Here is a 16,762-nt window from a genome sequence, read left to right as displayed (position 1 = left end):
CAAAGCTCCAGCTAAAGAAACCGGTTTAAGAAAACTGGCCAGATACCTGTAAAGAATAGCAAAACAGGGAAAAAGGTCATAACTTAATCAAATTAAATCTTCGCAGGTTACACAGCCGACTTCTCCCATGACGTCAAACCCAGAGCTCCGCTCCGAGCGGCCCGAACATGAGGCACTGCATGCCCTGCCCGACCAGATCCGGGCCTGGGCCAGCGAGCTCGGCTTTGCCGACGCCGGTATCACCTGCGCTGATACCGGGCCCCACGCCGAACGCCTGCAACAGTGGCTGAAAGCCGGCTACCATGGCGACATGGCGTATATGGCAGACCACGGCGACAAACGCTACACCCCCGACTCACTGGTGCCCGGTACCACCCGCGTTATCTCAGTACGGATGGATTACCTGCCCGCTCCGGACAATCCGAAGCAGGTACTGACTAACCGCGAAACCGCCTACGTGACTCGTTACGCTCTGGGCCGGGATTACCACAAACTGATGCGCAAACGGCTGGCCACCCTGGCGGCAAAGATTGATTCCGCGGTCAGCGGCTACGACTACCGAGCCTTCGTAGACAGCGCACCGGTTCTGGAACGCGGGCTCGCCCAGCGGGCTGGGCTGGGCTGGATTGGCAAGAACAACATGCTGATTCACCCCAAAGCCGGTTCATTCTTCTTTCTGGGTGAAATCTTTACCAGCGCTCCGCTGCCGGTGGACGAAGCCTTTGACAGCCAGCATTGTGGCTCCTGCTCCGCCTGCCTGGAGGTATGCCCTACCGACGCCTTCGTTGGCGCTCACTTACTGGATGCCCGCCGCTGCATCAGCTATCTCACCATTGAACTCAAGGGGCCCATTCCGGAAGAGCTGCGGTCAAAGATGGGCAATCGGGTATTCGGCTGCGACGACTGCCAACTGGTCTGCCCCTGGAACAAATTCAACAAACCGACCCGGGAAAACGACTTTCAACCCCGGCACGGCCTGGACAATAGCACCCTGGCCGAGCTGTTTCTGTGGACAGAAGACGAGTTCCTGAAACGTACCGAAGGCTCGGCCATCCGCCGAACCGGTTATGAAAACTGGCTACGCAACCTGGCGGTCGGGCTGGGCAACGCCCCGAGCACCATTCCGGTGATCGAGGCACTGAAACAGCGGGCCGACCACTCTTCCGCGCTGGTGCGGGAGCATGTGGCCTGGGCGCTACAGCAGCACGGCATTACAGCTTGAAAAAGGTCTCCCGGTAGTGGCGAAGTTCGTCGATGGAATCGCGAATGTCGTCCAGGGCCAGGTGGCTGCCTTTCTTTTTCACGCCATCAAGTACATCCGGGCGCCAGCGGCGGGCGAGTTCCTTGATGGTGGAGACATCCAGGTTACGATAATGGAAGAAGGCTTCCAGCTCGGGCATATACTTCACCAGAAAGCGGCGATCCTGGCCGATGCTGTTACCACACAGCGGTGATTCGCCGGCGGACAGGTACTGTTTCAGGAAGGCCAGGGTTTCTTGCTCCGCTTCGGCTTCGGAGGTTTTGCTATCTTTCACCCGCTGGGTCAGGCCGCTGGCGCCATGGGTGTTGGTGCACCATTCGTCCATGGCATCCAGCAGGCTGTCTGGCTGGTGAATGGCAATTACCGGGCCTTCAGCCACCAGGTTCAATTCTGAATCGGTAATTATCGTGGCCATTTCGATGATCCGCTCTTTCTCCGGATCCAGGCCGGTCATCTCTAGGTCTATCCACACTAAACGGTTGTGGTTGGGCATTATATATTCCTATGCGGTTTAGTTTGGGTGCTGGTGGAGGTGTGGTGTGGCTTTTCGGAAACCGCTACGAGCACATCCATGTGCGCTTCTCTCAGGCCATCCATGGCCTTCGAAATTTCCGAAAAGCCACACCACACCTCCACATCCATGCTTATTGCTGGCCGCATGTCGAATTGAAACCCACTTTGTAGATCGGGGTGCTGGCCGGGGACACCTTTCCGGGAGTGTCTGAAGCCATGAATGGCTTCAGTCAAGCGCACAGGGATGTGCTCGTAGCGTCTCCCGGAAAGGTGTCCCCGGCCGGCACCTGCACCCAAGTCGGGATCCAGACGGCCATGTGCAAAGTTTAGAAACTCTGCCCATTGTCCATGATTCACGTATCATGTGTCACACCACTTTCCCGGAACATTTGAGAGCCGATGGCCAAGAGAAAACTGAACAAACGCCAACAGTGGCGCATCGAGAAAATCCAGAAGGAACGCACCGAACGGCTGAACCGCAAGGAAAAAGCCGTGGAAGCGCAAGCTGAAGCCGGCGAACTGGGGCCTGAACAGGAAGGCCTGGTGATTGCCCACTATGGCCAGCAACTGGATATCGAAGCGCTGGAAGGTGACGACACCGGGCGTGTTTTCCGGTGCTTTGTTCGAGCCAACATCGACAACCTGGTGACCGGTGACCGGGTGGTGTGGCGGCCCGGGAAAAGCGAGACCGGGGTGATCGTAGCCCGCTGTGAGCGCAACAACCTGCTGCAGCGGCCGGATAACTTCGGCGCCTTGAAGCCAGTGGCGGCGAATATCGATCATATTATCCTGGTGATTGCACCGGAACCGGAGCCTCACGACAACCTTATCGACCGCTACCTGGTGGCCTCGGAAAGCTCCGACATTCCGGCGGTTATCCTGCTGAACAAGACCGATCTTATTACCGACCAGAACCGGGCCCAGATTGATGCGCTGCTGGGTCGCTATGAAGCGCTTGGGTACCAGGTGGAGCGTACCTCTGCCACTGCCTGCGCCGGGCAGCCTGCGCCAGAGGTGGAGTCACTGGTCCGGGACAAAACCAGCGTTTTCGTGGGCCAGTCGGGGGTGGGCAAGTCATCCATCATCCAGACCTTGCTGCCGGATGAACTACTCCGAGTGGGCGCGGTATCCGAAAGTACCGGCAAAGGCGTACACACCACCACCACGGCGAAGCTGTTTCACCTGCCGGGCGGCGGCGACCTGATTGATTCTCCAGGGATTCGGGAGTTCGGTTTGTGGCACATGACCCCACAGGAAGTGGAGTATGGTTTCCGGGAAATTCGGCCGCTGATCGGGCTTTGCAAGTTTCGCAACTGCCGCCACATGGGAGACCCCGGCTGCGCGCTTGATGCGGCAGCAGAGGCCGGAACGGTGTCGAGGGAACGGCTGAAGAGTTTTCACCGGATTCTGCAAGATATGGCAGAACAACAGTCCCGGGGGCTGAGAATCACCTGAGGCAACAGCCCCGCGCACGGCGCCAGCGGAACGTTACCAGTTCAACTCTCCGGGCGCCGGTTCCGGCCGCTCCTCGAACCAGTCTCCCCGCTCCAGTTGCTCTCTCGCTTCCTGCTGCTGTTCTTCCGTCGGCTGAGTGAGGTCAATCAACGGCTGATCTGACCTGCCCGCGCCGGTTTCAATACTGTCAGCGGCTTTTTTGTTGAGCACGATGATCGAGATCCTGCGGTTCACCGGGGCTGTCGGGTTTTCCTTGTCAAACAATACAGAATCACTCAGCCCCACCACCCGGGCAATCTGCTGAAGACGCACGCCGCCGGCAACCAGGGCTCGCCGGGCCGTGTTGGCACGGTCTGCCGACAGCTCCCAGTTGGTATAACCGGGCCGGCCAACAAATGGCGTGGCGTCGGTGTGTCCGGTAATGCTGAGTTTGTTATTGACCGAACCGAGAGTTCGAGCCAGCTCAAACAGAATGTCCTGGGAATAGTATTTGAGTTCAGCACGCCCACTGTCGAACATCGGGCGGCCAGAGCGATCGACAATCTGGATTCTCAGCCCCTCATCGGTGATGTCGATCAGCAATTGATCCTTGAATTCCTGCAAGGTCTCGCTTTGCTCAATCCGCTCCTGGAGCTCCTGGAACAGCTGTTCCATGCGACGCTGTTCGAGCGTGTCAGCCAGTTGGTCAACCACTTCGTCCTGGATCTGGACAGGGCTTGATTCGATGTCCTGGGTCGCTTCGTTGATAACCGATGCACTACCCCCCAGGTCCACCGGGCTGCGAGCACCGCCTTCCATGAAACCGACAGGGTCTTTGAAATACCCCTCAACCGCCAGTTTCTGTTCGGGAGACGCTGTGGCCGTAAGCCAGAGAACCAGAAAGAACGCCATCATGGCGGTGGCAAAGTCTGCAAAGGCCACCTTCCAGGAGCCACCGTGATGGCCCCCGACCACTTTTTTCTTGCGTTTGATGATGATCGGCTGTTCTTCCACAACTCAACTCCGGGCGATTGGGACGCAGCTCGTCACTTCGAACGAACGTGGTCGTTGAGTTCCTGGAAACCAGGTCGTTTATCCGTGGGTAACGACTTGCGGCCGAATTCAATGGCCATCTGGGGCGCCTGACCAGACACCGTCGCAACGATAGCCGATTTCACACATTCATAAGCCTTCAGCTCGTACTTGGCTGAGTGTTCCATGGAAATCGACATGGGGCCGACAAAGCCATAACCCATCCAGATACCCAAGAACGTACCGACCAGAGCCGCTGCCACACTCAGGCCGATTTTCTCGGGCCCCTCGGTGAGAAAGTTCATGGTGATGACAATACCCAGTACCGCCGCCACGATACCAAGGCCCGGCAAGGCGTCGGCAATCTTGTTGACCGCGTGAGCGGGCTCTTCCAGCTCATGCTGACGACTATCGATCTCGTTTTCCATCATGCCTTCCAGCTCATGGGGCGCCATGTTGCCGGAACTGATAATGCGAAGGTAGTCGGTGATGAAATCCAGAAGATCGCGGGATTTCATGATGGCCGGGTAACGGGTGAAGATCTGGCTGTTTTCCGGGTTGTCGATGTCCTCCTCAATTGCCATGACCCCCTGCTTGCGAGATTTGTCGAACACTTCATATAGCAGGCTGAGCAAATCCATATAGTAGGATTTGTTGAACGGCGAGCCGGTCAGCAACCGCATGAAACCCTGCCCTACCTCTTTCACCGTGTGCATGGGGTTGGCAATGATGAATGACCCAACCGCCGCGCCGCCGATGATCAAGATCTCGGTCGGCTGCCACAGCACCATCAAATGACCACCGTGCAGCACGTATCCGCCCAGCACACTCGCAACAACTATCACCGCACCAATAATCAGCAGCATGAAAAGATATACGCCTTTTGTTATCTCGTTAACGACCGAGGTCAGTCACGGGTTCTCCACCCCGACCGGGGCGAGCTGTGCCCTGATAATAGCAAGGCTCTGAACGAACAGCGAAGGCGTGAAACAATTTCTATACACGGGGCCGCTTTTGTTACACTGCCGCCTCTGTTCTTACCGAGACTTATTGATGTTTGACAAACTGTTCGTACTGAGCCAATACATTACGCCCCAACGCGCTGTCTCTCGCCTGGCAGGTCGCCTGGCAGACAGCACGAGCGCCCCGGCCCTGAAAAACCGCGTTGTTAACTGGTTTATCGGCCGCTACGGCGTAAACATGAGCGAGGCAGCTGAGTCAGACCCTACCGTCTATCCATCGTTCAATGCGTTTTTTACCCGCGCCCTCAAACCCGGCGTGCGCACTGTGGCGGAAGGCAGCGATGTATTTGTCAGTCCGGTCGACGGTACCATCAGCCAACTCGGACAGATCAGTAACGACAGAGTTTTCCAGGCCAAGGGCCAGTCCTTCGGCCTGACGGAAATCCTCGGCGGTGACGACAGCCGGGCTGAGCCGTTCCGCCACGGGGAGTTCAGTACCATTTACCTGTCGCCCAAAGACTATCACCGCATTCATATGCCCATGGCCGGCACACTGCGGGAGATGGTCTATGTTCCGGGCAAGTTCTTTTCGGTGAACCCGGTTACCGCAGCGCATGTTCCCAACCTGTTCGCCAGAAATGAACGTGTTGTCTGCATTTTCGATACCGAGGCAGGTCCCATGGCCCTGGTTCTGGTGGGTGCGATGATCGTAGGCAGCATGGAAACCACCTGGGCCGGCGTAATTGCGCCGGAACCTGCACAGATAACCCGCTGGGTTTATCGGGGCGAAGATGCGATCAGTTTTGAGAAAGGTGAGGAAATGGGCCGGTTCCGCCTGGGCTCCACGGTTGTCCTGGCAATGCCCAAGGGCGCGGTAACCTGGGATGCCAATCAGGTTCCTGGCAAAAGCGTGCGCATGGGCGAAGCGTTTGGCAGGGTAGGCAGCAACAACACCTGAGACCTGGCTCAGGCCCGCTCGACCGGAAACGCCAGCACGCCTTCTATCCGCTCAGCCCCGGTTTTCAGCATCAGCAAGCGGTCCAACCCCAGGGCCACACCGGAACACTCGGGCAGCCCGGCGTCCAGGGCTGCCAGAAAACTCTGATCAACCGCCATTTCCGGCTTGCCCGCGGCTTTTCTTCGCCGGTTGTCCTGTTCGAACCGGGCTCGCTGCTCAACCGGATCGGTCAGCTCCCAGTAACCGTTGCACAACTCAAGCCCGTCGATGTAGAGCTCGAATCGATGCGCTACCGGGTAGCCATCGTCGTCTGAGACAACCCTGGCCAATGCTGCCTGGCTAGCCGGATACCGGGTAATGAACACCGGCCGGCCCCGCCCCAACAACGGCTCAACCTTGAAGCTCATCACCAGGTCCAGGCAATCATCACGCCCCATGCCGGCCAACTGCTCCGGCTCCAGCCATTGCTGACAGTACTGGTACAGGTCGTGATCCGTGATGGCCATCGGATCGATGCCGGCTAGCGTTTGCTGGGCCTCACGGTAGGTCAGCACATCCGGGCGATCACATCCCAGCCAGCCACACACCAGGTCAGCCACTTCGGCCATCATCGCCGTGTCGTCCAGGCCCACCCGGTACCATTCCAGCAACGAAAATTCGGGGTTATGGCGGCTACCACGCTCGCCATTACGAAACACCCGGGCAATCTGATAGATACATCCCGAGCCCGCCGCCAGCAGGCGTTTCATGTGATATTCAGGGGAGGTCTGCAACCAGCCGCCAGAAACTCCGGCAGCGTTGACGGCCGCCGCGATACCGTCGAGGTTGATATCGGTGACGCCATGCCGTCCGAGCACCGGCGTTTCGACCTCCAAAACACCCCGCTCTGCAAAAAAGCCGCGCACCCAGGCTAGCTGTTGTGCACGGCTTTTCAGATGCTCCCGCGAGGCAGAAGGCTGCCAGACAGGCTGATCGGTCATTGTCGGATCAGCTGCTCTTGACGCGGTTAACGTACTCGCCAGAGCGGGTGTCTACTTTCAACACCTCACCAATGGTGATGAACAAAGGCACGTTCACCACGGCACCGGTCGACAGTGTCGCCGGCTTGGAGCCGCCCTGGGCGGTATCTCCCTTCATGCCCGGGTCGGTATCCACCACTTCCAGCTCAACAAAGTTTGGCGGTGTGACCGTCAGCGGCGCGCCGTTGTACAGGGTCACGGTGTAAACATCCTGCTCTTTCAGCCATTTGACAGTGTCGCCCACGGCCTTGGCATCGGCAGCGTACTGTTCGAACGAGCCGTCGGTCAGCATGAAATGCCAGAACTCACCGTCGGTGTACAGGTATTCCATGTCCTGGTCCATCACGTCCGCGGCTTCCAGGCTCTCGCCGGATTTGAACGTACGCTCCCAGACCCGGTTGGTCATCAGGTTACGCAGTTTAACGCGGTTGAACGCCTGCCCCTTACCGGGCTTGACGAACTCGTTCTCCAGCATGATACAGGGGTCGCCATCCAGCAAAACTTTGAGACCGCTGCGAAATTCGTTGGTAGAATATGAAGCCATGAAATGTCCACCTGACAGACTGTCGTTAAAATTTCAAAGGTCGCTATGATACAGCGAACCCCTGCCCGTATAGAAGCCCGTAACGAAGAGCCATCATTGATCGCTACCGAACCGCGTCGACAGCCCCACAATTGTGCTAAAGGCTGGCAACAGATTCTGGCAGAATCCGTTACCTGCCCGGAGCAGCTGCTTGGGCGTCTGAAGCTGCCGGCAGAGCCCTGGCTCACGGGTGCCAGCGCGGGCCACCACCTGTTTCCCGTGCGGGTGCCCGAGCCCTTCCTACGGCGAATGACTCCGGGTGACCCCAATGATCCCCTGTTGCGACAGGTACTGCCGCTGGCGGAAGAATCGCGACAACAAGCAGGGTATGTGCGCGATCCGCTGCAAGAGAACAACGCCATCCAGACCACAGGGCTGATCCGCAAGTACCAGAGCCGGGCACTGCTGATGGTAACGGGCCAGTGTGCAATCAACTGTCGCTACTGCTTTCGCCGCCACTTCCCCTATGAATCCCAGCGGCTCGGTCCGGACGACCGCCAGCAGGTTCTGGCGACCCTGAATGCCGCCCCCGAAATTAACGAAGTGATCTTCAGCGGTGGTGATCCACTGGCAGTGAATGATCGGCTACTGGCGCAATGGGCCGAAGCCCTGGCAGGCATACCGCATATCAAGCGCCTGCGAATACACAGCCGGCTACCGGTCGTTATTCCGCAACGGGTGTGCGACGCCCTGCTGGGCTGGCTTGGCAATTCGCCACTTCAGAAAATCCTCGTGGTGCATGTGAATCACCCGGCAGAGCTAGACTCAGACACACGAAAAGCCTTTGCGCGCCTTCGCGAAGTGGGGGTGACCCTGCTCAACCAGAGCGTGATCCTGAAAGGGGTCAATGACTCAGCCAGCATCCTGGCCCGGCTGAGTGAAGACCTGTTTGATTCGGGCGTTATGCCCTACTACCTGCACGCGTTTGATCCCGTTGCCGGCGCCCATCACTTTGATGTCAGCGACCAGGCGGCGGCAGCGCTGGTTCGGGCGCTTATGACGCGGCTGCCGGGCTTTCTGGTTCCAAGGCTGGTCAGGGAACTGCCCGGGGAAACCAGTAAAACCCCTATTTTCACAGGCGATAATCAGGCCAACATCAGCGTAACGTGAGACATGTCGCAAAAGCGGTCCCACTTACACTTGTCAAAGATTGTCAACTCATGATCTTCTCGCTTTTTGTTATTGGTTTGCTATCTTAAAGTTCTATAGGTAAAGACAATAAAAGCATGTATTTTCGACACTTTCGGTCGATACATACTCAAAGCGACTCAAACACTGGCGTGAGATCATGGAAGGCAATATTCTGAAACCTGAACTGAAGGTTCCTGAACAGAAAACCGCAAGCCTGTCGTTTTGCGATACGACACCCAAGGCCTTTCGTCTGTGGATTGACCAGCTACCGATGGCCAACATCGGTGAGGCATCCCGCCAGCTTTACCATGCGATTATTGAACTGAACCACCTGTTTCTGGCGCCGCAGCAACGAATGCAGTTCCTTGAGCTGGTTCGCGAGAAAATTCATTTTGTCTGCAACGAGTTGTCACGCCACTTTCTGGGCCTGGCCATCGCCCTGCCCGAGAAGCAGCGCAAGATTGCCAACCTGGCCCAGGCCCTCCAGTTGCACCTGGCCAGCGGCTATAAACTGTGTGTGCTGGAATATCTGGATAACGGCGGTCTGGAAAAAAATCGCCGCCACGTTGCCGCCGCCGTTCACCGCGCCATATCCGAGCTGGGCGCCACGATTGTCCGTTCGCATCAGCTCTACTGCCCAAGCCCGGCCCTGAGCTGGCTGGAGTGCCACCGTCTGTACCGGTTTGCGCATCGGAACAAACTGGCCGCACTGGAAATCGATGACGACACCCTGACCCATCGCCGCGCCAGTACTGTGGCCGACAGCTACAAACGCATTCTCCTGCTGGGCTGCGCCCGCCCCAATCAACTGCGTCAGGCCGAGTTGACTCAGGTTTACGAGCTGTTCGAGTCCTGGACCGAGTTCTGCCAGTGCGGCCCGGACATTGGAACTGACAGCCTGTTCGTGATCAACATGGAGCTGGACAACCCGCCAGTCTACCGGAGCTTGCTGGAAAACAAACCGGGGGACGAAAGCTTCGGTTTTGACACCAAAGATCTTTCCACGCAGCTGGCCGAGGTGCTGCACGCCAGGCGCAGCCACGAGAAAGATGCTACGCGGCTACAGGTATCGCCCAAAATCAGCGACACCCTGCTGACACATCTCAGCCAGGCGCTGGGTATTCTGGCCAAGCGGAATTTCAACCGCATTTCCAGCCAGGGCACGCTGGAGGTCTGCGTCGGCCTGACGGCCACCCACTATTTCGTAGCTGGTGAAAAGACCTTTGCCGAGTTCCTGAACGGCAACGAAACCATTGATCCCGAGCAGGAAAACCGGTTTATCCGCAATGCCAACCGGAACACGGACGCCTGGGCCGGAGCCCACGACGCGGGCCCAAGTGAGGACAGGCTGCACGCGGCCGATGCACCGATCAACTTCAAGTCGGGTACCGGGGCCGCCATACCCACGGGACAGGAGAAGAGCCGCCCCCGCTCCCATCATGCACTGCTGATCAACACCAGCCCGGGTGGCTACTGCGTTGCCTGGGAAACCAATGTACCGGCCTCGCTGCAGGCGGGTGAGATTCTTGGGGTACGTGAACAGAAATCCCACCCCTGGAGTATCGCCGTGGTGCGCTGGCTGCGTCAGGTCCGGAATCAGGGCACCCAGATCGGCATTGAGCTGCTGGCCCCAAGCGCCGCACCGTGCGGGGTAAGGCTGATCCAGAAGGTGGGCAACAGCAGCGAATACCTCCGGGGGCTGCTACTGCCGGAGATCAGTGTGGTTAATCAGGCCGCTACCCTCATAACCCCGAGACTGCCCTTCCAGAGTGGCAGTCGCATCTCATTGCTGCACGATGGCCGGGAAGATCAGGGGCAGTTGCTCAAGAAGGTCTCTGCCACCGGCAGCATCAGCCAGTTTGAACTGAAACTGCAGAATCCGGCGGCCCTGGCCAGTCCGAATGGCGCCCCGCCATCAACGCCCGGCGCCACGGAAGACGAATTCGACTCCCTGTGGCCATCACTGTAACGCCAAAGGTCGGAAAGACTGTGAACCACGGCTACTGCCAGGGTTGTTATTGATCGCCAACCCCTGCATCATTCAGCGGAAGTGACCGTATCCATGAGAAGTCTTACGAATGCAGAAAAAAAACGCGACCGTACACCTGCTGATTCTTGATCCATCTCAAAATGATGCTGAATCCATGGTCAGCCTGCTCCGCAACTCGGGCAAGGCCACCCGGGCACACCGTATAACCTCGGAAGAAGATCTGGAAGAAGCCCTGAAAACCAGTAACTGGGACCTACTGTTGGCCCGGGACCTGGAGCAGGAGTTCGGGCCGGATGACGCCCTGGCCATGGTCAAGCGCATGGACAAGGACATCCCCTTCGTTCTCCTGACCGAGGAAGTCAGCCGGGAAAGAACGGTGAACATTATCCGGGCCGGCGGGCAGGATGTTGTGCCGTTCGAGTACAAGGATCTGCTCGTGCTGGTGGTGAAACGCGAATTGGCCGCCCTGGAAGAGCGCCGCCGTCGTCGGGTTCTGGAGTCCCACCTGCGTGAGGCCGAACAGCGCTGCCAGCTGCTTCTGGAAAGCTCCAAGGACGCCATCGCCTACATCAACGATGGCATGCACATCTACGCCAACCAGTCCTACATGGAGTTCCTGGGCTACGACGACATTGACGACCTTATCTGCATCCCGGTTCTCGATACCCTGACCCCGGAAAGCCAGGACAAGTACAAAGACTTCATGAAGGCCTTTGCCGATGATGGCAAGGACGGCATGACCCTGAACTGTACCGCACGCCGCAGCGACGATCAGGAATTGAACGTAACCATGTCTGTCTCTGCCGCCACCTATGATGGCGAAGCCTGCACGCAGATTGTCTTGCAGCCGGAACACAGCGATGCAGAGCTGGAAGAAAAGCTCAAACAGATCAGCAGCCAGGATCTGCTTACGGGCCTGTATAACCGTCAATACCTGATGGACGCTCTGGCCCAGGCCATTGCCAATGCCGGCAAGAACAACCAGACCGGCGCCCTGGCCTACATCGCCCTGGACAACTTCATAAGCATGAAGGGCCAGGTCGGTATCGCCGGTGCCGATCTGTTGCTGGGTGATCTGGCCTCGCTGCTAAAAGAACAGGCCGGCGAGGAAGTGACGCTGGCCAGGCTGAGCGATGATGCCTTCTGCCTGATGTGCCTGCCCTGCGATGAGAAACATATGGAAGGCATTGCTGAGCGGGTCCGCAAAGCGGTTGAAGATCATCTGTTCGACATCAACGGCAAGACAGTACCGCTGACAGTGTCCATCGGCATAGCCGCGATCACGGAGAATTCGCCCAAGGCAGAGGAACTGATGGGGCGTGCCCATACCGCCTCCGCCGAGGTGAAGAAGCTCGAGGGCCATGAACGTGGTAACGGGATCGTGGTCTATAATCCCGCCCAGTACGAAAGCCTGGATGAAAGCAACTCGGTTGAGGCTATCCTCAAGGCCCTGGACGACAACCGCTTCCGGCTGCTGTTCCAGCCTATCATCAACCTGCGGGGTGAGGGCGAAGAGCATTACGAGGCCTTCGTTCGCATGCTCGACAAAGACAACGAGGAAGTCTCTCCCTACGACTTCCTGCCCCCCATGGGGCCGAGCGATACGGCCATCAAGATTGACCGCTGGGTGATCCTGCAAACCATCAAACAGCTGGCAAGCCACCGGTCACGGGGTCATGACACCAGGCTGTTCCTGAACATCACCGCCGAGACACTGCAGGACAAAACCTTTACGCCCTGGCTCAGCGTTGCCCTCAAGGCGGCTCGCCTGCCGGGAGACTCACTGATTTTCCAGATCCGCGAAGGCGATGCCAACAACTACATGAAGCAAGCCAAGGAGTTCACCAAAGCGGTACACGAACTTCACAGTAAGGTATCCATTGCCCAGTTTGGCTGCGCCCTGAATCCGTTCAACACGCTCAAGCACATTGACGCCGACTACGTGAAGATTGACGGCTCCTTCACGGAAGAAATCCAGAAGAGCGATGAAGCCAAGGAGCAGGTCAAGGAAATGGTCAAGAGCCTGCAGAATGCCGGCAAGCTCACCATCATACCGCTGGTAGAGAACGCCAGTGTACTGGCAACGCTGTGGCAGGCCGGGGTGAACTATATCCAGGGTTATTACCTGCAGGCACCGGTACCGGAGATGAACTACGACTTCGGGGACCACTGACCGGACGCCAATTCCGGATAGAGGAAAAAGGGGCGAGGTGTCAGAACCTCGCCCTTTTTGCATTCACAGGCTGCTGTTCTGGAGGGTCTGATTGGTATCACTTTCGCGAAAACCGATCAGGTACAGAATGGCGTCCAGGCCCAGGGTGGAAATGGAGTGCCGGGCCGATTCCTTGACCAGCGGCTTGGCACGGAAGGCCACGCCCAGGCCCGCCTGGCTCAGCATCGGCAAGTCGTTGGCACCATCACCCACGGCGATGACCTGCTCCCTTGAGATATGCTCTTTTTCGGCAATCTCGAGCAGCAGCTCGGCTTTGCGCTTGCCATCCACAATCTGGCCTTTGACCTGGCCGGTCACCTTGCCGTCGACAATGTCCAGTTCGTTGGCATACACGTAGTCAATGCCCAGTTTCTGCTGCAGGTGGCGGGCAAAGTAGGTAAAGCCGCCAGAGAGAATCGCGGTGCGGTAGCCCAGCGCTTTCAGGCTTCGGATCAGGTGCTCAGCCCCCTCTGTCATACGCAGCCGACCGGCAATACTTTCAAGCACCGACTCATCCAGGCCTTTGAGCAGCGCCAGCCGCTCGGCAAAGCTCTGGCTGAAGTCCAGCTCACCTTGCATGGCACGCTCGGTTATTTCCGCAACCTGCTCGCCCACGCCGGCCTCATGGGCCAGCTCATCGATCACCTCGGCCTCAATCAGCGTGGAGTCCATATCGAACACCACCAGCCGACGGTTTCGCCGGAAAATGGAATCTTCCTGGAAGGCGATATCCACGTTCATCTCACCGGCAATATGCAGGAAGTCCGCCCGAAGTTGTTCCAGGTCTGACGGCGTCCCCCGCACCGAAAACTCGACACAGGCAATGCGGTTCTCCCCCTGATTGAGCGACGGGCGTGCAGAAAGGCGGGTAATGTTGTCAATGTTCAGCCCATGCCGGGCCGTAATGGCCGATACCCGGGCAATCTGTTCGGCCTTGATGTCACGGGATAGCAGGGTAACGATGTAGCAGGCACGGTTACGCCCTTCGGCCCATGCCTGGTATTCCTCCACCGTGATGGGGGCAAAGCGCACCTGAAGGTCCAGGGCATGCAGTCGAAAAAGAACGTCACGGATCACCGGGGACGATTTCGACTCATCCGGGATCTCGATCAGTATGCCCCAGGTCAGGTGGTCGTGAATCACCGCCTGGCCAATATCCAGAATCCGGACATCGTACTGCCCCATGATCCCGGTGATCTCCGAGGTCAATCCGGGCTTATCTCGCCCGGACACATTTACCAGAACCAGCTCACTCACTGTCGGCGCCCTCCACGTCCTGAGCTTCTTCCTGGGCACGGGCCGCAGACGGAATCACATCAATGCCGTCTACCCGCTGGAGCCCTCTGGGCAATTTGTGACCACGCCGGCCACGCTCACCAAGATAATGCTCCAGATCTGCAAAACGCAGACCCAGTTTGCGTTTGCCGGCCTTCACCTCCAGTTGGTCTTCTTCACCGAAGACAGCGGCAGCCACCACATACTCCTCACGATTCTGAACGCGGGCAGAGGGAATGCTGATGATTTTGTTACCCTTACCCTTGGCCAGTTCCGGCAATTCGCTGAGCGGGAACACCAGCATCCGCCCCTCGTTGGATATAGCCGCCAGGTAAAGGGTTGTTGCTGTCTCTGGGATCAGCACAGGGGGCATGATTCGGGCCCCTTTGGGCACAGACACCACCGCCTTGCCAGCTCGATTCTTGCTGATCATGTCGTTCAACGAGGTCACGAAACCATAGCCGCCGTCGGTGACCAGCAGCGCTTTACGCTCCGGATTTCCCATCAGCAGCCCAGAGAAGGTCGCCCCGGACGGTGGGTTGATCCGGCCGGTAAGAGGCTCGCCCTGCCCTCGGGCAGACGGCAGACTGTGAGCCATGAGCGCATAGGCACGCCCAGTGCTGTCGAGGAAGATGGCCTGCTGATTGTTTCTGCCCCTGGCAGCCAAAGCAAAGCGGTCGCCAGACTTGTAACTGAGCCCGGACGGATCAATGTCGTGCCCCTTGGCAGCCCGCACCCAGCCTTTCTCCGACAGCACCACAGTGACCGGGTCGTTGGACACCAGGTCAATCTCACTGAAGGCCTTGGCTTCTTCACGGGCGACGATCGGAGAACGGCGATCATCACCGTAGGTTTCGGCATCCTGCTGCAGTTCGGTCTTGATCAGCTCGCGCAGGCGGTCTTCCGAGCCCAGAATAGCTTGCAGTTCGTCCCGTTCCGCGGCCAGCTCGTCCTGCTCACCACGGATTTTCATTTCCTCGAGTTTTGCCAGGTGGCGCAGTTTCAGCTCAAGAATGGCTTCCGCCTGGTCGGCCGACAGGTCAAACCGGGACATCAGTACGGCCTTGGGCTTGTCTTCGGTACGAATGATCTCAATCACCTCGTCGATGTTGAGGTAGGCAATCAACAAGCCTTCGAGAAGGTGTAACCGGGCCAGAACCTTGTCCAAACGGTGTTGCAGACGGCGGGTAACGGTATTCTTTCGGAACGCCAGCCACTCGGTCAGGATCTGGTGAAGCCCTTTTACACCTGGGCGGCCATCGTTACCGATCACATTGATATTGACCCGGTAGGTTTTCTCCAGATCGGTGCTGGCAAACAGGTGCGCCATCAAACCATCCAGATCCACCCGGTTGGACCGGGGCACGATCACCAGACGAGTGGGGTTCTCATGGTCGGATTCGTCACGCAGGTCCGCCACCATGGGCAGTTTCTTGCCCTGCATCTGCTGGGCAATCTGCTCCAGCACCCGGTTACCGGATACCTGATGTGGCAGATCGGTAATCACGATCTCGCCACTTTCACGAACCCAGCGCGCTCTCATACGCAGAGAGCCGCGGCCGGTTTCATAGATCTGCCTCAGATCCTTGCGGGGGGTAATAATTTCCGCATAGGTGGGAAAATCCGGCCCCTTGATGTGTTCACAGAGCTGGTCAACGGTGGCTTCCGGGTCATCCAGCAAGCGAATGCAGGCGGCGGTGACCTCTCGCACGTTGTGCGGCGGAATATCGGTGGCCATGCCCACGGCAATGCCGGTGGTGCCGTTCAGCAGGACATGAGGCAACCGGGCTGGCAGAACGGACGGCTCCTCCATGGTGCCATCAAAGTTCGGCGCCCAGTCCACGGTTCCCTGCCCCAACTCACCCAGAAGAACATCGGCAAAGGCAGCCAAGCGGGATTCGGTGTAACGCATGGCGGCGAACGATTTCGGGTCGTCCGGCGAGCCCCAGTTACCTTGACCATCCACCAACGGGTAGCGATAGGAGAACGGCTGCGCCATCAGCACCATGGCTTCATAGCAGGCGCTGTCACCATGGGGGTGGAACTTACCCAGCACATCACCAACGGTACGGGCAGATTTCTTGTACTTGGAGGTGGATTTCAGCCCCAGCTCCGACATGGCATAAACAATCCGACGCTGCACCGGCTTGAGCCCATCCCCTACGTTGGGCAATGCACGGTCCAGGATCACGTACATGGAGTAGTCGAGGTAGGCCTTCTCGGTATAATCCCGTAGCGATACCCTTTCGAAACCTTCATCCGTTGTCTGAAACTCTGGCATAGATGCCTCTTTGCCTTAACTGCCTGTTTTGAAATGCGGCTTTGATGCAGCCCCGATAACCCGGCACAAACACCGGGCAATGTGGCGCACATTATATGGACGCAAGCAACG

13 protein-coding genes are annotated in these 16,762 nt (G+C 58.0%); 6 read left to right on the top strand and 7 right to left on the bottom strand.

Features of this window, described 5'->3' with window-relative positions; translation table 11 throughout:
* The first annotated feature begins 127 nt into the window (after positions 1-127).
* Entirely contained in the window at positions 128-1,222 is a 1,095-nt protein-coding gene (gene queG / locus ACZ5Q2_RS09835) for a tRNA epoxyqueuosine(34) reductase QueG (protein ID WP_061331582.1), read from the top strand.
* Here queG and orn read toward each other — a convergent pair.
* Positions 1,212-1,754 (bottom strand): oligoribonuclease, encoded by a 543-nt coding sequence (gene orn, locus ACZ5Q2_RS09830; RefSeq protein WP_058092077.1) that lies wholly within the window; start codon positions 1,752-1,754, stop codon positions 1,212-1,214. The two genes, queG and orn, sit on opposite strands and share 11 nt — an antisense overlap.
* Positions 1,755-2,173: 419 nt before the next feature.
* On the opposite strand from orn, the gene rsgA reads away from it, so the two are divergent.
* Positions 2,174-3,229, top strand: a complete 1,056-nt coding sequence (rsgA, locus tag ACZ5Q2_RS09825) for a small ribosomal subunit biogenesis GTPase RsgA (RefSeq protein WP_061331584.1) — start codon at positions 2,174-2,176, stop codon at positions 3,227-3,229.
* A gap of 33 nt (positions 3,230-3,262) precedes the next feature.
* Here the strand turns inward: rsgA and motB are convergent, their stop codons facing one another.
* Complete coding sequence (motB, locus tag ACZ5Q2_RS09820) at positions 3,263-4,222, bottom strand: flagellar motor protein MotB (RefSeq protein ID WP_061331585.1); 960 nt, start codon at positions 4,220-4,222, stop codon at positions 3,263-3,265.
* Positions 4,223-4,254: 32 nt separating this feature from the next.
* Positions 4,255-5,106 (bottom strand): flagellar motor stator protein MotA, encoded by an 852-nt coding sequence (motA, locus tag ACZ5Q2_RS09815; protein WP_061331586.1) that lies wholly within the window; start codon positions 5,104-5,106, stop codon positions 4,255-4,257.
* A gap of 187 nt (positions 5,107-5,293) precedes the next feature.
* On the opposite strand from motA, the gene asd reads away from it, so the two are divergent.
* On the top strand, positions 5,294-6,160 hold the full coding sequence (asd, locus tag ACZ5Q2_RS09810) for an archaetidylserine decarboxylase (RefSeq protein ID WP_061331587.1): 867 nt from the start codon (positions 5,294-5,296) through the stop codon (positions 6,158-6,160).
* A gap of 8 nt (positions 6,161-6,168) precedes the next feature.
* On the opposite strand, the gene epmA is transcribed toward asd, so the two are convergent.
* Both epmA and efp read right to left on the bottom strand, forming a co-directional pair.
* Complete coding sequence (gene epmA, locus ACZ5Q2_RS09805) at positions 6,169-7,140, bottom strand: EF-P lysine aminoacylase EpmA (RefSeq protein ID WP_061331588.1); 972 nt, start codon at positions 7,138-7,140, stop codon at positions 6,169-6,171.
* A gap of 7 nt (positions 7,141-7,147) precedes the next feature.
* The gene (gene efp, locus ACZ5Q2_RS09800) at positions 7,148-7,723 is read right to left on the bottom strand and encodes an elongation factor P (RefSeq protein WP_058092083.1); all 576 of its coding nucleotides are present in this window, start codon (positions 7,721-7,723) and stop codon (positions 7,148-7,150) included.
* Positions 7,724-7,768: 45 nt separating this feature from the next.
* Here efp and epmB point away from each other — a divergent pair, with 45 nt between their 5' ends.
* The 3 genes from epmB to ACZ5Q2_RS09785 all read left to right on the top strand — a co-directional run bounded on the left by epmB (position 7,769) and on the right by ACZ5Q2_RS09785 (position 13,056).
* Entirely contained in the window at positions 7,769-8,872 is a 1,104-nt protein-coding gene (gene epmB / locus ACZ5Q2_RS09795) for an EF-P beta-lysylation protein EpmB (protein WP_061331589.1), read from the top strand.
* Positions 8,873-9,050: 178 nt separating this feature from the next.
* A complete protein-coding gene (locus ACZ5Q2_RS09790; RefSeq protein ID WP_058092085.1) occupies positions 9,051-10,862 on the top strand; it encodes a hypothetical protein in 1,812 nt (603 codons plus the stop codon).
* 109 nt (positions 10,863-10,971) lie between these two features.
* Positions 10,972-13,056 (top strand): EAL domain-containing response regulator, encoded by a 2,085-nt coding sequence (locus ACZ5Q2_RS09785; protein ID WP_420194288.1) that lies wholly within the window; start codon positions 10,972-10,974, stop codon positions 13,054-13,056.
* A 63-nt stretch (positions 13,057-13,119) separates the two neighbouring features.
* On the opposite strand, the gene serB is transcribed toward ACZ5Q2_RS09785, so the two are convergent.
* The gene (serB, locus tag ACZ5Q2_RS09780; RefSeq protein WP_061331591.1) at positions 13,120-14,352 is read right to left on the bottom strand and encodes a phosphoserine phosphatase SerB; all 1,233 of its coding nucleotides are present in this window, start codon (positions 14,350-14,352) and stop codon (positions 13,120-13,122) included.
* Positions 14,345-16,651 carry a DNA topoisomerase IV subunit A gene (gene parC, locus ACZ5Q2_RS09775; protein WP_061331592.1) on the bottom strand — a complete coding sequence of 769 codons (2,307 nt, stop codon included), beginning with the start codon at positions 16,649-16,651 and terminating at the stop codon, positions 14,345-14,347. Before parC ends, serB begins: the two co-directional genes overlap by 8 nt.
* Between the last annotated feature and the right edge of the window lie 111 nt (positions 16,652-16,762).

Source organism: Marinobacter alkaliphilus (assembly GCF_055394375.1).
The sequence above is the reverse complement of the archived record's forward strand: the minus strand, read 5'-3'. Positions and strand labels throughout refer to the sequence as shown.

Bases quoted from the DNA above. Each gene is read 5' to 3' on its own strand.
- queG (WP_061331582.1), top strand. From the start codon at position 128: ATGACGTCAAACCCAGAGCTCCGCTCCGAGCGGCCCGAACATGAGGCA.
- orn (WP_058092077.1), bottom strand. From the start codon at position 1,754: ATGCCCAACCACAACCGTTTAGTGTGGATAGACCTAGAGATGACCGGC.
- rsgA (WP_061331584.1), top strand. From the start codon at position 2,174: ATGGCCAAGAGAAAACTGAACAAACGCCAACAGTGGCGCATCGAGAAA.
- motA (WP_061331586.1), bottom strand. From the start codon at position 5,106: ATGCTGCTGATTATTGGTGCGGTGATAGTTGTTGCGAGTGTGCTGGGC.
- asd (WP_061331587.1), top strand. From the start codon at position 5,294: ATGTTTGACAAACTGTTCGTACTGAGCCAATACATTACGCCCCAACGC.
- epmA (WP_061331588.1), bottom strand. From the start codon at position 7,140: ATGACCGATCAGCCTGTCTGGCAGCCTTCTGCCTCGCGGGAGCATCTG.
- efp (WP_058092083.1), bottom strand. From the start codon at position 7,723: ATGGCTTCATATTCTACCAACGAATTTCGCAGCGGTCTCAAAGTTTTG.
- epmB (WP_061331589.1), top strand. From the start codon at position 7,769: ATGATACAGCGAACCCCTGCCCGTATAGAAGCCCGTAACGAAGAGCCA.
- ACZ5Q2_RS09790 (WP_058092085.1), top strand. From the start codon at position 9,051: ATGGAAGGCAATATTCTGAAACCTGAACTGAAGGTTCCTGAACAGAAA.
- ACZ5Q2_RS09785 (WP_420194288.1), top strand. From the start codon at position 10,972: ATGCAGAAAAAAAACGCGACCGTACACCTGCTGATTCTTGATCCATCT.
- parC (WP_061331592.1), bottom strand. From the start codon at position 16,651: ATGCCAGAGTTTCAGACAACGGATGAAGGTTTCGAAAGGGTATCGCTA.